This is a genomic window from Streptomyces olivochromogenes, assembly GCF_001514115.1.
Classification (GTDB): domain Bacteria; phylum Actinomycetota; class Actinomycetes; order Streptomycetales; family Streptomycetaceae; genus Streptomyces; species Streptomyces olivochromogenes.
Genome location: NZ_KQ948462.1, coordinates 212,640 through 228,133 on the forward strand (window position 1 = coordinate 212,640; position 15,494 = coordinate 228,133).

Sequence of the window (15,494 nt, forward strand, 5' to 3'; positions counted from 1 at the left end):
GCCCCCATGGCGACAGTCCCGACCGCCCTCGCCGGACGCCACTTCCTCAAGGAGCTGGACTTCACCGAGGAGGAGTTCCGCGGTCTGATCGAGCTGGCCGCCGAGCTCAAGGCGGCCAAGAAGGCCGGGGCCGAGACGCAGTACCTGCGGGGCAGGAACATCGCGCTGATCTTCGAGAAGACCTCGACCCGTACGCGCTGCGCCTTCGAGGTCGCCGCCGCGGACCAGGGCGCGTCGACGACGTATCTGGACCCGTCCGGTTCACAGATAGGCCACAAGGAGTCCGTGAAGGACACCGCGCGTGTGCTCGGCCGGATGTTCGACGCGATCGAGTACCGGGGTGACAGCCAGGCCTCCGTCGAGGAACTGGCCGTGTACGCCGGAGTGCCCGTCTACAACGGTCTGACCGACGACTGGCACCCCACCCAGATGCTCGCCGACGTGCTCACCATGACCGAGCACTGCGACAAGCCGCTCGGCGAGATCGCCCTCGCCTACCTGGGTGACGCCCGTTTCAACATGGGCAACTCCTACCTGGTCACCGGCGCGCTCCTCGGCATGGACGTCCGGATCGTCGCCCCGGAGGCCTACTGGCCCGCCGAGGAGATCGTCGCCGAGGCCCGCAAGCTCGCCGAGAGCAACGGCGGGCGCGTCACCCTCACCGAGCACCTCGGCGAGGGCGTCCACGGCGCCGACTTCGTCGCCACCGACGTCTGGGTCTCGATGGGCGAGCCCAAGGAGGTGTGGGGCGAGCGCATCGCCGCGCTGTCCCCGTACGCCGTGACCATGGACGTGCTGCGCGCCACCGGCAACCCGGACGTGAAGTTCCTGCACTGCCTGCCGGCCTTCCACGACCTGGGCACCAAGGTCGGCCGCGAGATCCACGAGACCCACGGCCTCGACTCGCTGGAGGTCACCGACGAGGTGTTCGAGTCGGCGCACTCGGTCGTCTTCGACGAGGCCGAGAACCGGCTGCACACCATCAAGGCGATCATGGTCGCCACCCTGGGCCGAGCGGGAATCCCCGAGGTCCTGGCCTGACGGAGGTCCCCGCAGGCCTTATCCTGACCGGCGGTCCGGATCCACCCCTTCCGCGACCGCCGTGCGACCGACCCCGTCGCACCCCGCACCACCGGAAATGAGCACCACCCGCATGTCCGCTCCACGCGTCAAGTCCCCCCAGCTGCTGATGGCCGAATCAGGCGCCGACCGCGAAGGCCATGGCCTCAAGCGGACCATGGGTCTCTTCCAGCTCATCTGCTTCGGCGTCGGCGCGATCGTCGGCACCGGAATCTTCGTCGGACTCTCCGACTCGGTCGCACAGGCCGGACCCGCCGTGGTCGTGTCATTCATCCTCGCGGCGATCACCTGCGTCTTCACCGCGTTCTCCTTCGCCGAGCTCGGCGGCGCGATCCCGGTCTCCGGATCCTCGTACTCCTTCGCCTACGCGGGACTGGGCGAGGGCACGGCCTTCCTCGTCGGCTGGTGTCTGATCCTGGAGTACGGCGTCTCCGTGTCGGCCGTGGCGGTCGGCTGGAGCCAGTACGTCAACGAGCTGCTGCACAGCCTCACGGGCGTGCAACTGCCCGCCGCGCTCTCGGCGGGCCCGTCAGACGGCGGGATCGTCAACCTCCCCGCGGTCATCGTGATCGCGCTGGCCTCGGTCCTGCTGATCCGCGGGGTGCGCGAGAGCGCCCGGGCGACCGCGGCCATGGCCGTGCTGAAGCTCGTCGTGCTCGTCGCCTTCTGTGCGATCGGGTTCAGCGCCTTCAAGCACGGCAACCTCACGCCGTTCTCCCCGGCCGGGCTCGGCGGCATCGGCGCGGGCACCACGGCGGCCTTCTTCTCGTACATCGGCTTCGACGCGATCACCACGGCCGGCGAGGAGGCCAAGGACCCCCGCCGCAACATCCCGATCGCCATCCTGGTCTGCATCGGTCTGGTCACCCTGCTGTACTGCGCGGTGGCCCTCGCGGCGATCGGCGCCGTCGGCGGCGACGCGGTCGCCGGGCGGCCCGCCGCGCTGTCGTACGTCGTCAACGTGGTCACCGGCTCCACGGTCGGCGCAGGGGTCGTCGCGTTCGGAGCGGTCGTCGCCATCGCCTCGGTCGTGCTCGCGGTGATGTACGGACAGACCCGCATCCTCATGTCCATGTCCCGCGACGGGCTCGTGCCGCGGGTCTTCGAGAAGATCTCGCCGAAGACCTCGACACCGGTCGCGGGAACCCTGATCGTCGCCGTCGTCTTCGCCGTCCCGGCGGCCTTCGCCCCGCTCGACGCCGTCGTCAACCTGACGACGATCGGCACGCTCGCCACCATGGCCGCCGTCAATGTCGCGGTGATCGCGCTGCGGCGCCGGCAACCGGGTCTCGCCAGGACGTTCCGGGTGCCGCTCTACCCCGTGGTGCCGCTGCTCGGCATCGGCTTCTGTCTGTACCTGATGTACGAGACGGGCTGGACGACCTGGATCCAGTTCGTGTGCTTCCTGGCGGCCGGCTTCCTCGTGTACGTGCTCTACGGGCGCCGCAACTCCCGGCTGGCGGCGGACGCGGCCGTTACCGGAGCCGTTCCCGGCGCAGGGGTCACGCCGGACGCCGCTGAGCGGGCACCACAGGCAGTCTGAACCAGACCGCCTTGCCGGAGCCGGTGGGGCGGTGGCCGCAGGAGGAGCTCAGGGTGCGGATCAGGAGAAGGCCGCGCCCGTGCTCCTGCCAGGGGTCGGGCTCACCGGGCGGCTCCGGGACCGTGAGGTTGCCGGGCGGCTCCGGGTCCGGGTCGTGCACCTCGACCTGACAGCCGGTCGGCATCAGCTCCACGACCAGCTCTATGGGACCCTCCCCCGCGGTGTGCTCCACGGCGTTGGCGACCAGCTCCGCGGTGAGCAGTTCCGCGGTGTCGCTGTCGGCCGCGTGCTTCAGCTCGGCCAGCGCGGTGCGGACCAGGGCGCGGGCGACCGGCACGGCCGCGGCGGTGTGCGGCAGCGCGATGCGCCAGGAGGCGGGGGCGGGGGTGTCGTGCAAGGCGGGTCCGTTCATGGAGCAGGCTGTCCTGCTTTCAACTTGAGGAATGGTACGGCGCGGCCTGACGCAGGCGTCGGGCGGGCGCTTTCCAGGACATTCGGTGGGCGCCCTCCCAGGACGTTCGGCTCGGCATGAGGCCCCGTACCCAGCTCAACGCCCGGTCTCCCGCGAGGTGCTTCCGCCGTTACGGGGCTATCGAGAAGCCGTGACTCGGTGACGGGAAACGGTCACTTCGCGACTCAGTTATTGCGCGCTCGTGACGACAGTCACAGACTGGTGATAACTTCGTGGAGTAACGACGACCGCTGTCCGGCGCCCCGTGGCGCGGACCGCCGCCCCCGCCCGAGGAGGCCGCCCGTCATGAGTCCCTTCACCGGCTCCGCCGCCCGCACCTCCGACTGGCAGCACCTGAGGTGCGCGGTCGCCGACGGGGTCGCCACGGTCACCCTGGCCCGCCCCGAGAAACTCAACGCCCTCACCTTCGGCGCCTACGCCGACCTGCGCGATCTGCTCGCCGAGCTCTCCCGTGAGCGGTCGGTGCGGGCGCTGGTGCTGGCGGGGGAGGGGCGCGGCTTCTGCTCCGGCGGCGACGTCGACGAGATCATCGGCGCGACCCTGTCCATGGACACCGCCCAGCTCCTCGACTTCAACCGGATGACCGGGCAGGTCGTGCGGGCCGTGCGGGAGTGCCCGTTCCCGGTGATCGCGGCGGTGCACGGGGTCGCGGCGGGCGCCGGAGCCGTCCTCGCCCTGGCCGCCGACTTCCGGGTGGCCGACCCGAGCGCCCGGTTCGCCTTCCTCTTCACCCGTGTCGGACTGTCCGGCGGCGACATGGGCGCCGCCTATCTGCTGCCCCGGGTCGTCGGGCTCGGTCACGCGACCCGGCTGCTGATGCTCGGCGAACCGGTGCGCGCGCCCGAGGCCGAGCGGATCGGCCTGATCAGCGAGCTGGCCGACGAGGGCAGCGCGGACGAGGCCGCCCAGCGGCTGGCCCGCCGCCTGGCCGAGGGTCCGGCTCTCGCGTACGCCCAGACCAAGGCCCTGCTCACCGCCGAACTGGACATGCCCCTCGCCGCCTCCGTCGAGCTCGACGCCTCGACCCAGGCTCTTCTGATGACCGGCGAGGACTATGCCGAGTTCCATGCGGCGTTCACGGAGAAGCGCGCGCCGAAGTGGCGGGGGCGATAGCCGTGGCGCCGCGGACGGGCGCGTCTGTGCGTGTCGCCGTCATCGGCGGCGGTCCCGGCGGGCTGTACGCCGCCGCGCTCCTCAAGCGTCTCGACCCGGGCCGCGAGGTCACCGTCTGGGAGCGTAACGCCCCCGACGACACCTTCGGCTTCGGTGTCGTGCTCTCCGACGAGACGCTCGGCGGGATCGAGCACGCCGACCCGGTCGTGTACGCGGCGCTCCAGGACGAGTTCGTGCGCTGGGACGACATCGACATCGTGCACCGGGGCGTGCGCAGCACCTCCGGAGGCCACGGCTTCGCGGCGCTCGGCCGGCGCCGACTCCTGGAGATCCTGCACGAACGCTGCCGCTCGCTCGGCGTCGAGCTGCGCTTCCGGACCGAGGCCCCGCCGGCCGCCGAACTGATGACGGCGTACGACCTGGTCGTCGCCGCCGACGGGGTGCACAGCCCGACCCGGGCGGCGTACGCGGAGGTGTTCGGACCGTCGGTCGAGGAGCACCGGTGCCGTTACATCTGGCTCGCCGCCGACTTCGCCTTCGACTCCTTCCGCTTCGAGATCGCCGAGACCGAGCACGGCGTGATGCAGCTGCACGGCTACCCGTACTCCCGCCCGTCGCCCGACCACCACCCCTCAACGGGGCCCTCCGGGCCACAGAACCAATTCGGCGCCTCCACCGTCATCGTCGAGATGCGCGAAGAGGTGTGGCGGGCGGCCGGTTTCGCGGACCTCGACGAACAGGAGTCCGTCGAGCTCTGCGGCAAGATCTTCACGGACGCGCTCGGCGGGCGGCAGCTGCGGTCCAACAAGTCGACGTGGACCACCTTCCGTACGGTGGTCAACGACCGCTGGTCCCACGGCAACCTGGTCCTCCTCGGCGACGCCGCGCACACCGCCCACTTCTCCATCGGCTCCGGCACCAAGCTCGCCGTCGAGGACGCGCTCGCGCTGGCCGCCTGCCTGGAGGAGCGGCCCACCCTCGACGAGGCACTCGTCGCGTACGAGGAGGAGCGGCGCCCTGTCGTCGCGTCCACCCAGCGGGCGGCGCGGGCCAGCCTGGAGTGGTTCGAGAACCTGGGGCTCTATCTCCACCAGCCGGCCCGGCAGTTCGCCTTCAACCTCCTCACGCGCAGCCGCCGTGTCACGCACGACAACCTGCGGCTGCGGGACCCGCACTTCACGGCGGCGGTCGAGCGCGAGTTCGGCTGCCCGCCCGGCACACCGCCGATGTTCACCCCGTTCCGGCTGCGCGGTCTGACCCTGCGCAACCGGGTCGTGGTCTCACCGATGGACATGTACTCGGCCGTGGACGGCGTCCCCGGCGACTTCCACCTCGTCCACCTGGGCGCACGGGCGCTCGGCGGCGCGGGCCTGGTCATGACCGAGATGGTGTGCGTGAGCGCCGAGGGCCGCATCACACCCGGCTGCGCGGGCCTCTACTCACACCGGCAGGCCGATTCCTGGCGGCGGATCATCCGCTTCGTGCACGCCCAGTCGCCCGGCACCGCGATCGGCGTCCAGCTCGGACACTCCGGCCGCAAGGGCTCCACGAAGCTGATGTGGGAGGGCATGGACGAGCCGCTGGAGGAGGGCAACTGGCCGCTCGTGGCCGCCTCCCCGATCCCGTACGGACCGCGCAGCCAGACCCCCCGGCAGCTGTGCCGCGCCCAACTCACCGACATCCGCGAGCAGTTCGCGGCCGCCGCCTGGCGTGCCGCCCGCTGTGGCTTCGACCTTCTCGAACTGCACTGCGCCCACGGCTACCTGCTGTCCGGCTTCCTCTCACCGCTCACCAACCGGCGCACCGACGTCTACGGCGGCTCGCTGGAACGCAGACTGCGCTTCCCGCTGGAGGTCTTCGACGCCGTGCGGGCCGTGTGGCCGGAGGAGCGGCCCATGACCGTCCGAATCTCCGCCACGGACTGGGCCGAGGGCGGCAACACCGGGGACGAGGGCGTGGCGATCGCCCGGGCCTTCGCGGCGCACGGCGCCGACGCGGTCGACGTGTCGACCGGGCAGGTGGTCGCCGACGAACAGCCCGAGTACGGCCGTTCGTACCAGACCCCGTTCGCCGACCGGATCCGCCACGAGACCGGGCTCCCCGTGATCGCCGTCGGCGCGATCTCCTCCTGGGACGACGTCAACTCCCTGATCCTGGCCGGGCGTACGGACCTGTGCGCACTCGCCCGGCCGCATCTCTACGACCCGCACTGGACGCTGCACGCGGCGGCCGAGCAGGGGTACGAGGGTCCGGGCGTCGCCTGGCCGGGGCCCTACCGCGCGGGCAGCCGCCGCCCGCAGACCGGACGCGTCGACGCCCCCAAGCCCCGTCTCTCGCTGGGTACTTGAGGGCGCCGAAAGAGCGGTCCTAACCGGCGAGGTCGGCCATGCCCGCCGTCAGTGTCGAGCCGTCCGCCGGGTCGACGAGGAGGAACGCGCCGGTGCGCAGGGTGATGCGCCCGTTCCCGGACGTTCTGCGTGAGGGCGGGCGCGTCGGGCCCGGCGGTGATCATGTCGCCGCGTGAGACATCGCGCTGGTCGGCCAGGCGCAGGGTCAGCGACTGCGGCGCGTAGGACGGCCTCGGACTCCAGGGCGTCCAGGTGCGACGGCGTGGAGGGCTGTTCGACCGTCGCGGAGGTCATTCGAGCCCCTTCGCCGCGAGCACCGCGTGCACCGAGTCCGCGGACTCCTCCGGGGTCCGCAGATGCGTCTCCAGCGTGAGCGCCGGGTCCAGCGGCGGCAGAAGCCGAGACCCGCGGCGAGGAACCGGCGGACCTCGTCGCCGTCGAGGACCTCCACCTGGTGACCCTCCGCCCTCAGACGGGTCCCGAGTATCCGGGCGATGGTTGTCCTGCCCGCGCTCGGCAGGCCCGTGAGCCAGACGGTGGCTCCCTGAGCCCTCACACATCAGCGGGTTCGGTGAAGCTCGCTCCCGTGTCCCGCAGCCGCTCGTGCAGCGCCCGGAACACGGCGGCCGAGCGGGCGCCCGGCCAGTCCTCGGGCAGCAGCGCGGCGGGCAGCCCCGGGTCGGCGTACGGGAGGTGGCGCCAGGTGTCCAGGGCGAGCAGATAGTCGCGGTACGCCTCCTCGGGCGGGGTGTCCGTGCGCCGCCCCCAGTCGCGCAGCACGGTCGCGTGCTGGTCGAGGAAGGCCTCGTGCTGCTTGGCGATCGCCGCCAGGTCCCACCAGCGCGCGACCGCGTCCGCCGTCGCCGCGAAGCCCAGGTGCTCCCCGCGGAACAGCTCCACGTAAGGGTCGAGCCGCAGCCGCGCCAGGGTGTGCCGGGTCTCCTCGTAGAGCCGCGCGGGGGCGAGCCAGACGCCGGGGGCCGCCGTCCCGAAGCCGAGACCGGCGAGGCGTGAGCGCAGTACGTGCCGCTTCTGCCGCTCGGACTCCGGCACGGAGAAGACGGCGAGCACCCAGCCCTCGTCCTCGGGGGGCGCTTTCGCGTACACCCGCCGGTCGCCGTCCTCCAGCAGTTGGCGGGCGTCGGGCGACAGCGCGTACCCCGCGCCGCCCGCCGCCGTACGCGCCGGATCGAGCAGTCCGCGGCGCTTGAGCCGGGACACCGACGAGCGTACGGAGGGCGCGTCGACGCCGACCGCGGCGAGGAGCCGGATCAACTCGGCCACCGGCACGGGGCCGGGCATGAAACGGCCGTACGCGCCGTAGAACGTGACGATGAGGGACCGGGGGGCGTGCTGCTCTGACACGTTGATCACTCTAGTGCGCGAAGATCACTTGGGACCGCCGCCGGTGGACAACTCACCCTCCGGCGCGGGCGGCGACGGGGTCTGCCCGCTCGCCGGCGGAGCGTCCGCGCGCAGCCGGAAGCGTTGCAGCTTTCCGGTCGCCGTGCGCGGCAGCGAGTCCAGGAAGACGAACTCGCGAGGGCACTTGTACGGCGCCAGCTCGGACTTGAGGAAGGCGCGCAGCGCCTCGGCGTCCTTGCGTGCCCCCTCTCTGAGGACCGCGTACGCCACCACCACCTGGCCGCGTGCCTCGTCGGGCCGCCCCACGACCGCCGTCTCGACCACGTCCGGGTGGCGCAGCAGGGCGTCCTCGACCTCGGGCCCCGCGATGTTGTACCCCGCCGAGACGATCATGTCGTCGGCGCGGGCGACATAGCGGAAGTAGCCGTCGGGGTCGCGCACATAGGTGTCGCCGGTGATGTTCCAGCCGCCGCGCACGTACTCCCGCTGCCGTGGGTCGGAGAGATAGCGGCAGCCCACCGGGCCGCGCACCGCGAGCAGTCCGGGCTCGCCGTCCGGCACCGGCGTCCCCTCGGCGTCGACCACGCGCGCCTGCCAGCCCGGTACGGGGACGCCCGTCGTCCCGGGGCGGATGTGCTCGTCGGCCGCCGAGATGAAGATGTGCAGCAGCTCGGTGGCGCCGATGCCGTTGATGATGCGCAGTCCGGTGCGGTTGTGCCAGGCCCGCCAGGTCGCGGCGGGCAGGTTCTCGCCCGCGGACACACAGCGCCGCAGCGAGGTCGTGTCGTGCTCGTCCAGCTCCGCCAGCATCGCCCGGTAGGCGGTCGGTGCGGTGAACAGCACCGAGACGCGGTGCTCGGTGATCGCGGGCAACAGCTGCTTGGGGCCCGCCTGTTCGAGCAGCAGGGAGCAGGCGCCGGCGCGCATCGGGAAGACGACCAGGCCGCCGAGCCCGAACGTGAAGCCCAGTGGGGGACTGCCGGTGAAGACGTCGTCCTCGTGCGGCCGCAGCACGTGCTTCGAGAAGGTGTCCGCTATGGCCAGCACATCGCGGTGGAAGTGCACACAGCCCTTGGGGCGGCCGGTGGTGCCGGAGGTGAACGCGATCAGCGCGACGTCGTCGGCGGCCGTGTCGACCGCCGTGAACGGCTCGTCCGGGGCGCCCGTGATGCGCAGCAGCAGGTCGTCGGGCGCGTCCCCGCCGTATGTCGTGATCCGCAGCCCCGGGATCTCCGCCTTCGCCAGGTCGTCGACCGACCGTACGTCGCACAGCGCGTGGGTGACGTGGGCGATGGCGCACATGGTGGTCAGCTCGTGCGGGCGCTGCTGGGCGAGCACCGTGACGGCGACCGCGCCCGCCTTCAGGACCGCCAGCCAGCACGCGGCGAGCCAGGGTGTGGTGGGCCCGCGCAGCAGCACACGGTTGCCGGGCACGACGCCCAGTTCGGTGGTCAGGACGTGGGCGATCCGGTCCACCCGGGCGAGCAGGTGCCCGTACGTCCACAGGTCGCCGGACGGTGTGCGGAAGGCGGGGCGCTGCGGTGGCTTGCCGCCGAGGAGTTCGGCGGCGCAGTTCAGCCGTTCGGGGTAGCGCAGCTCGGGCAGGTCGAAGGGGAGTTCGGGCCACTGCTCGGGGGGTGGGAGGTGGTCGCGGGCGAAGGTGTCGACGTGGGCCGAGGTCGTCGGCTCCAGGGTGTCGCCGTCCATGGAGGTTCGCCCCCTTGTCGTGGTGGGCTCGCAGCGCTCAGCTCGTGACTCTCGGTGCCCAGCTCTCGGTGCTCTGGGCTCGCGTCTCGCACAAGGAGCGTATCGTGTTGGTGACGACAGTCAACGTCCCGCGATAGCCTGGGGTCCCGCAGTCCGACGGCGGAGAGGGAACCGGCAATGACCGCATTCTCGCTCGATCCGGCACAGACCGCCTGGTGTGCCGAGCTGCGCGCGCTGGCCGAGGAGCGGTTGCGCCCGCTGGCGGAGAAGGGCGAGCCGGGTCACGTCAACCGTGCCCTTGTCGCCGAGTTGGGCCGGCTCGGGCTGCTCGCCCGCCTGTTCACCTCGGGCGCACTCGATCTGTGCCTGATGCGGGAGTCCTTGGCGCACGGTTGCACCGAGGCCGAGACGGCGCTCGCCCTGCAGGGGCTCGGCGCGCATCCGGTGCACGCGTACGGCACCCGGGCGCAGCGCGAGCACTGGCTGCCCCGGGTCGCGGACGGCAGTGCGGTGGCCGCGTTCGCGCTCAGCGAGCCGGGCGCGGGTTCGGACGCGGCGGCGCTGGCGCTCCGCGCGGACCGGGACGCCGCACGGGCGCCCACTTCCGCACCGGCGCCCGGCGAAGCGGCGCCCGTGGCCCGCGGGGCCTCATCCGCGGCCTCTGGAACGGCGCCCGGAGCCGTGCCTGCGGCCTCTGGAGTCGCGCCTGCGGCCCCCGGAGCCTTGCCCGCGGACCCCGTGCCGTCCGTCGTCGAGGCGCAGGGGCCGCCCGTCGCCGAACGTGACGGCTGGGGGCGTTGGCGGCTCAGTGGGGAGAAGTGCTGGATCTCCAACGCGCCCGAGGCCGACTTCTACACCGTCTTCGCGCGGACCACACCGGGCGCCGGAGCCCGGGGCGTCACCGCCTTCCTGGTGCCCGCCGACCGGCCGGGCCTCACCGGCACCCCGCTCGACATGCTCTCCCCGCACCCCATCGGCGCCCTCGCCTTCGACGCCGTACCGGTGACGGCGGACGACGTGCTCGGCGAACCCGACCGCGGTTTCCGGGTCGCGATGCACACCCTCAACCTCTTCCGCCCGAGCGTGGGCGCCTTCGCGGTCGGCATGGCGGAGGCGGCCCTCGCGGCGACGCTCACGCACACGGCCGGGCGTGAGGCGTTCGGCGGCAGGCTGAAGGACCTGCAGACGGTGGCTCACCAGGTCGCCGAGATGGCACTGCGTACGGAGGCGGCCCGCCTGATGGTCTACGCGGCGGCGGCGGCGTACGACGAAGGGGCCCCGGACGTGCCCCGGCGCGCGGCGATGGCGAAGCTGCTGGCGACCGAGACGGCCCAGTACGTGGTCGACGCGGCGGTCCAACTGCACGGCGCCCGTGCCCTGCGCCGCGGCCATCTCCTCGAACACCTCTACCGGGAGGTCCGCGCGCCCCGTATCTACGAAGGGGCCAGCGAGGTCCAGCGGGCGGTCATCGCCAAGGAGCTGTACGCGTCGGTGGAGGCCCCGTGAGTGTCGTGAGCCTGGAGGTTCCGTGAGCACCGAGCGCGTCAACCCGCCCGAACTCTCCCCGCCCACCGGCTTCTCGCACGCCGTCGTCGCCACCGGCACCCGCGTGGTCTTCCTGGCGGGCCAGACCGCGCTGGACACGGACGGGAAGGTGGTCGGCGGGACCCTCCCGGAGCAGTTCGAGAAGGCGCTGACCAATCTGCTGACGGCGTTGCGGGCCGCCGGCGGCACCCCGGCCGACCTCGCGCGGGTCACGGTCTACGCCACCGATGTCGCGGACTATCGTGCGCGGGCCCCCGAACTCGGCCGCGTCTGGCGGCGGTTGGCGGGCCGGGACTATCCCGCGATGGCCGTCGTCGGCGCCGCCCGCCTCTGGGACGAACAGGCCCTGGTCGAACTCGACGGTTTCGCGGTGCTGCCGTAGCACCCCGCCCTCGGCACTCCCGGCGCTCCCGGTATTTCCGGAGGGACTAGGCGGCGACGGCCAGCCGCTCGGCGAACACCCGGTGCGGAGCGACCACGCTGCCGTCGGGGAGCAGTTCACCGCTGTCGTCGAAGACGATCGCGCCGTTGCACAGCAGGTTCCAGCCCTGCTCGGGGTGGGCCGACACGATGTGCGGAGCCTTGGAGTCCGCGGACGGGCACAGAGTTTGGTGGGAACACATGACGCACCTCCACGTCGGATGCGATGAGTGTCGACGGCGCTGTCGCCGCCTCGCATAGGTAAGACCATGCTCCCGTGGCGAACTCATCGGAACCGCCGGGCGAGAAGCGTGACAACACGCGGACAACTCTCGAACGTTCCCATGACGCACGGACTCGACCCGCGACGGACCGGACCCGCCATGGACGGGACCCGCCTGGGCCGGACTCGCCGAACACCGGACTCGCCACCAAAGGGGTGAGGGTCACCGCCTCGGGCCTGTGTCCCCGGTACCTGTGGAGCCCCCCACGTTCCAGGAGGTACCTCATGCCCCTGCGCCAGGTCTTCGGCGCGGCCACCGGCGCCGTGCTTCTGCTGCTGTTCGCCCCGTCCGCCGTCGCCGTGTCCGTGGGCGCCCTGTCGGCCCCGTCCGAGACGGTCACCGTCGACCCGACCGGTCACCTCGCCGCCGACGGAACCGTCACCCTCTCCGGCACCTACCGCTGTCTCAGCGGCACGGGGCCGGTGCTCGTCTCCTCGTCGGTGTCGCAGGGCGACCCCCGGATCCGCTACGGCATCGGCGGCAGCGCGGCGGTCTGCGACGGCGCGGAACACCGCTGGACCAACTCGGAGAAGCGCACACCCGGCACCCTCGCACCGGGCGCCGCCCATGTCGAGGCCACCCTGATGGAACTGAGCCCCGCCCTGGGCGGTCTGCCGCTGCCGCTGTTCCACGCGGTGCAGCAGCAGGACATCACCCTCGTGGAGGGCTGAGCGGGCACACGGGCGGGACGGGGCGGCACCCGGCGGGCTCGCCGCAGAACGACGCGAAGTCGTCCCCCGGCGAGCTCCACCACCTTTTGGTCGTCCTAGATGTCCCGGAACGTCTCGATCTGCGCTCCGATCGAGTTGAGCCGCTCGGCCAGGTCCTCGTAGCCGCGGTTGATGACGTACACATTGCGCAGCACGGACGTGCCGTCGGCCGCCATCATCGCCAGCAGCACCACCACGGCCGGGCGCAGCGCCGGCGGGCACATCATCTCGGCGGCGCGCCAGCGGGTCGGGCCCTCGACCAGCACGCGGTGCGGGTCGAGGAGCTGCAGCCGGCCGCCGAGCCGGTTGAGGTCGGTCAGGTAGATGGCCCGGTTGTCGTAGACCCAGTCGTGGATGAGGGTCTTGCCCTGTGCGGAGGCCGCGATGGCCGCGAAGAAGGGCACGTTGTCGATGTTCAGGCCCGGGAACGGCATCGGGTGGATCTTGTCGATCGGCGCCTCCAGCTTGGAGGGCCGTACGGTGAGGTCCACCAGCCGCGTACGGCCGTTGTCGGCGAAGTACTCCGGTGTGCGGTCGTGGTCGAGGCCCATCTCCTCCAGCACGGCGAGCTCGATCTCCAGGAACTCGATCGGCACCCGGCGCACCGTCAGCTCCGACTCGGTGACCACCGCGGCGGCGAGCAGGCTCATCGCCTCGACCGGGTCCTCGGAGGGCGAGTAGTCCACGTCCACGTCGATGTTCGGCACGCCGTGGACGGTGAGCGTGGTCGTACCGACGCCCTCCACCCGTACGCCGAGTGCCTCCAGGAAGAAGCACAGGTCCTGGACCATGTAGTTGGAGGAGGCGTTGCGGATGACGGTCACGCCGTCGTGGCGGGCGGCGGCGAGCAGCGCGTTCTCGGTGACGGTGTCCCCGCGCTCGGTCAGCACGATGGGCCGGCCGGGGGAGACGGCCCGGTCGACCTGGGCGTGGTAGAGCCCCTCGGTGGCGGCGATGTCGAGCCCGAACCGCCGCAGCGCGATCATGTGCGGCTCGATGGTCCTGGTGCCGAGGTCGCAACCGCCCGCGTACGGCAGCCTGAAGGTGTCCATACGGTGCAGCAGCGGGCCGAGGAACATGATGATCGACCGCGTCCTGCGGGCGGCCTCGGCGTCGATCGCCTCCATGTCCAGCTCGCTCGGGGGCACGATCTCGAGGTCGACCCCGTCGTTGATCCAGCGGGTGCGGACGCCGATCGAACCGAGCACCTCCAGAAGGCGGTAGACCTCTTCGATCCGGGCCACCCGGCGCAGCACCGTGCGCCCCTTGTTCAGGAGCGTCGCGCACAGCAGCGCGACGCACGCGTTCTTGCTGGTCTTGACATCGATCGAGCCGGACAGACGACGTCCGCCGACCACACGCAGATGCATCGGACCCGCGTAGCCCAGAGAGACGATCTCGCTGTCCAGGGCTTCACCGATTCGAGCGATCATCTCAAGGCTGATGTTTTGGTTGCCGCGCTCGATGCGATTGACGGCGCTCTGACTTGTGCCGAGTGCCTCGGCGAGCTGCGACTGTGTCCAGCCCCGGTGTTGCCGGGCGTCACGGATGAGCTTGCCGATGCGTACGAGGTAGTCGTCTGCCATGGCGCGACCGTATATCTGATGTGAGATAAAGAGAAACGGAGCGCACCCGTCCGAGTAGTGGGCTACAGCACACCGCACCCACAGGGGAGTTCGGGTGCGGCGCCGTCGTGGCCCGGCGACTTCGCTCAGCGCTCCCGCCGACGCGTCGTGCGCCGCCAGCCGAAGGGGCCCGGCAGGTCCATCGACGTGGTGCGGCGTCCGTTGCTGCTGCGGGTGTGGTGCGGCCCGTGCCGGCCGCCCGTGGTGATCGACCACGAGCGCCGGTTGATGTTCAGCCGTACCCCGGGAAGGATGCGGAAGCTCTTGCGGAACGTGAGAGGCATGGTTGGTCCCCCTTGGGGCAGTTCACGGCATTCCTGTCGTTTCGCGGCGCCGATGGTGGCGCGTCCCGTTCCCAGTACCCCGAAGCGGGCGATGGTTGCCTGTGAACTCCCGGCGGGTTCAGCCTCGTTCGGCCGCCCCGTGCTCCACGAGTGTCTGGGTGCCGATGACCCCGAGGAGGGCGACCTGTTCGGCGTCCCGCGTTCCCGGCTCGGCCGTGTAGACCATGATGCGCAGGTCGCTGCCCGCGACGCTGAGTACGTCGCAGTCGAGCGTCAGGGGACCCAGCTGCGGATGGTCGATGGTCTTGCGTGAGGCCTCGTGGTGGCCCACCGCCTCGGACTCCCACAGCTCGGCGAACCGGTCGCTGTTCGCGCGCAGCTCCTCGACCAGGCGCCGCAGCCGCTGGTCCGCCGGATACCGGCGCGCGGTCGCGCGCAGGTCGGCGACGACGGTGGTCTCGAACTCGCGTCGGGCCTCGGGGGTGTGGCGGACGTGGGTGCCCGGGCCCACGAGGTTGCGCCACACCGCGTTGCGCTCGTTGCCGCGCCACCCGGACGGGTCACCCATCAGGGCCGCGTACAGCGGGTTGGCCAGCAGCAGGTTCCAGGCCGCGTCGAAGACCGCGACAGGCGTTCCGGTCAGCCGGTCCAGCATCCGGTGCACGCCGGGGGTGATGTGGGCGGGCACGGTGCCGCGTCCCGGCGGGACCAGTCCGGCGAGATGGAAGAGGTGTTCGCGCTCGGTGCCGGACAGTCGCAGCGCCCGGCCGAGCGCCTCGACGATCTGCTCCGAGGGGTTGCTCGCCCGGCCCTGTTCGAGACGGGTCACATAGTCGACCGAGATCCCGGCCAGCAGGGCCAGCTCCTCGCGGCGCAGTCCGGCCGCGCGCCGGTGCCCACCGACGGGGAGCCCGGCCGCCTCGGGGGAGACCCGGTCCCGCCAGCGCCGGACCGTCCGCCCGAACTCCGTACTCGCCATCCCTCCACTGTGCACGGGT

Annotated in this window: 14 protein-coding genes and 2 pseudogenes; 7 read left to right on the forward strand and 9 right to left on the reverse strand. The window is 71.8% G+C overall.

The window, feature by feature from the left end:
- The first annotated feature begins 6 nt into the window (after positions 1-6).
- Complete coding sequence (gene argF / locus AQJ27_RS30005) at positions 7-1,041, forward strand: ornithine carbamoyltransferase (protein WP_067375389.1); 1,035 nt, start codon at positions 7-9, stop codon at positions 1,039-1,041.
- A 112-nt stretch (positions 1,042-1,153) separates the two neighbouring features.
- On the forward strand, positions 1,154-2,623 hold the full coding sequence (locus tag AQJ27_RS30010) for an amino acid permease (protein WP_067375391.1): 1,470 nt from the start codon (positions 1,154-1,156) through the stop codon (positions 2,621-2,623).
- Here the strand turns inward: AQJ27_RS30010 and AQJ27_RS30015 are convergent.
- Positions 2,583-3,035: an ATP-binding protein gene (locus AQJ27_RS30015; protein ID WP_067375393.1), complete on the reverse strand. Its 453-nt coding sequence runs from the start codon at positions 3,033-3,035 to the stop codon at positions 2,583-2,585. The genes AQJ27_RS30010 and AQJ27_RS30015 overlap by 41 nt on opposite strands.
- A 345-nt stretch (positions 3,036-3,380) precedes the next feature.
- Here AQJ27_RS30015 and AQJ27_RS30020 point away from each other — a divergent pair, with 345 nt between their 5' ends.
- Positions 3,381-4,208, forward strand: coding sequence for an enoyl-CoA hydratase family protein (locus tag AQJ27_RS30020; RefSeq protein ID WP_067375395.1), 828 nt, complete (start codon positions 3,381-3,383; stop codon positions 4,206-4,208).
- Positions 4,193-6,556: a bifunctional salicylyl-CoA 5-hydroxylase/oxidoreductase gene (locus tag AQJ27_RS30025; RefSeq protein ID WP_067375396.1), complete on the forward strand. Its 2,364-nt coding sequence runs from the start codon at positions 4,193-4,195 to the stop codon at positions 6,554-6,556. The genes AQJ27_RS30020 and AQJ27_RS30025 overlap by 16 nt, the downstream gene beginning before the upstream one ends.
- A gap of 19 nt (positions 6,557-6,575) precedes the next feature.
- Here the strand turns inward: AQJ27_RS30025 and AQJ27_RS58915 are convergent.
- From AQJ27_RS58915 to AQJ27_RS30035, 4 genes and pseudogenes are all read right to left on the reverse strand, one after another.
- Positions 6,576-6,783, reverse strand: a pseudogene (locus AQJ27_RS58915) (hypothetical protein); the annotation flags it as partial.
- A gap of 161 nt (positions 6,784-6,944) precedes the next feature.
- Positions 6,945-7,112 (reverse strand): annotated as a pseudogene (locus AQJ27_RS58920) (adenylyl-sulfate kinase); the annotation flags it as partial.
- Positions 7,109-7,930, reverse strand: a complete 822-nt coding sequence (locus tag AQJ27_RS30030; RefSeq protein ID WP_067375398.1) for a PaaX family transcriptional regulator — start codon at positions 7,928-7,930, stop codon at positions 7,109-7,111. The pseudogene AQJ27_RS58920 and the gene AQJ27_RS30030, both read right to left, overlap by 4 nt.
- A gap of 15 nt (positions 7,931-7,945) precedes the next feature.
- The gene (locus AQJ27_RS30035; protein WP_079065359.1) at positions 7,946-9,628 is read right to left on the reverse strand and encodes an AMP-binding protein; all 1,683 of its coding nucleotides are present in this window, start codon (positions 9,626-9,628) and stop codon (positions 7,946-7,948) included.
- A gap of 177 nt (positions 9,629-9,805) precedes the next feature.
- On the opposite strand from AQJ27_RS30035, the gene AQJ27_RS30040 reads away from it, so the two are divergent.
- Together AQJ27_RS30040 and AQJ27_RS30045 are read left to right on the forward strand one after the other, a co-directional pair.
- The gene (locus tag AQJ27_RS30040) at positions 9,806-11,134 is read left to right on the forward strand and encodes an acyl-CoA dehydrogenase family protein (protein WP_067375400.1); all 1,329 of its coding nucleotides are present in this window, start codon (positions 9,806-9,808) and stop codon (positions 11,132-11,134) included.
- A 22-nt stretch (positions 11,135-11,156) separates the two neighbouring features.
- Positions 11,157-11,555 carry a RidA family protein gene (locus tag AQJ27_RS30045; protein WP_067375402.1) on the forward strand — a complete coding sequence of 133 codons (399 nt, stop codon included), beginning with the start codon at positions 11,157-11,159 and terminating at the stop codon, positions 11,553-11,555.
- Positions 11,556-11,601: 46 nt separating this feature from the next.
- Here the strand turns inward: AQJ27_RS30045 and AQJ27_RS30050 are convergent, their stop codons facing one another.
- On the reverse strand, positions 11,602-11,796 hold the full coding sequence (locus tag AQJ27_RS30050; RefSeq protein WP_067375404.1) for a DUF5999 family protein: 195 nt from the start codon (positions 11,794-11,796) through the stop codon (positions 11,602-11,604).
- Between the two features lie 305 nt (positions 11,797-12,101).
- Between AQJ27_RS30050 and AQJ27_RS30055 the strand changes: the two genes are divergently transcribed.
- Entirely contained in the window at positions 12,102-12,548 is a 447-nt protein-coding gene (locus AQJ27_RS30055; RefSeq protein WP_067375409.1) for a DUF6299 family protein, read from the forward strand.
- Positions 12,549-12,643: 95 nt separating this feature from the next.
- Here AQJ27_RS30055 and AQJ27_RS30060 read toward each other — a convergent pair whose 3' ends face one another.
- The 3 genes from AQJ27_RS30060 to AQJ27_RS30070 all read right to left on the reverse strand — a co-directional run bounded on the left by AQJ27_RS30060 (position 12,644) and on the right by AQJ27_RS30070 (position 15,475).
- The gene (locus AQJ27_RS30060; protein WP_054234030.1) at positions 12,644-14,173 is read right to left on the reverse strand and encodes a helix-turn-helix domain-containing protein; all 1,530 of its coding nucleotides are present in this window, start codon (positions 14,171-14,173) and stop codon (positions 12,644-12,646) included.
- Between the two features lie 125 nt (positions 14,174-14,298).
- A complete protein-coding gene (locus tag AQJ27_RS30065) occupies positions 14,299-14,496 on the reverse strand; it encodes a DUF4236 domain-containing protein (protein ID WP_067375410.1) in 198 nt (65 codons plus the stop codon).
- A 118-nt stretch (positions 14,497-14,614) separates the two neighbouring features.
- Positions 14,615-15,475: a helix-turn-helix transcriptional regulator gene (locus AQJ27_RS30070; protein ID WP_067375411.1), complete on the reverse strand. Its 861-nt coding sequence runs from the start codon at positions 15,473-15,475 to the stop codon at positions 14,615-14,617.
- Between the last annotated feature and the right edge of the window lie 19 nt (positions 15,476-15,494).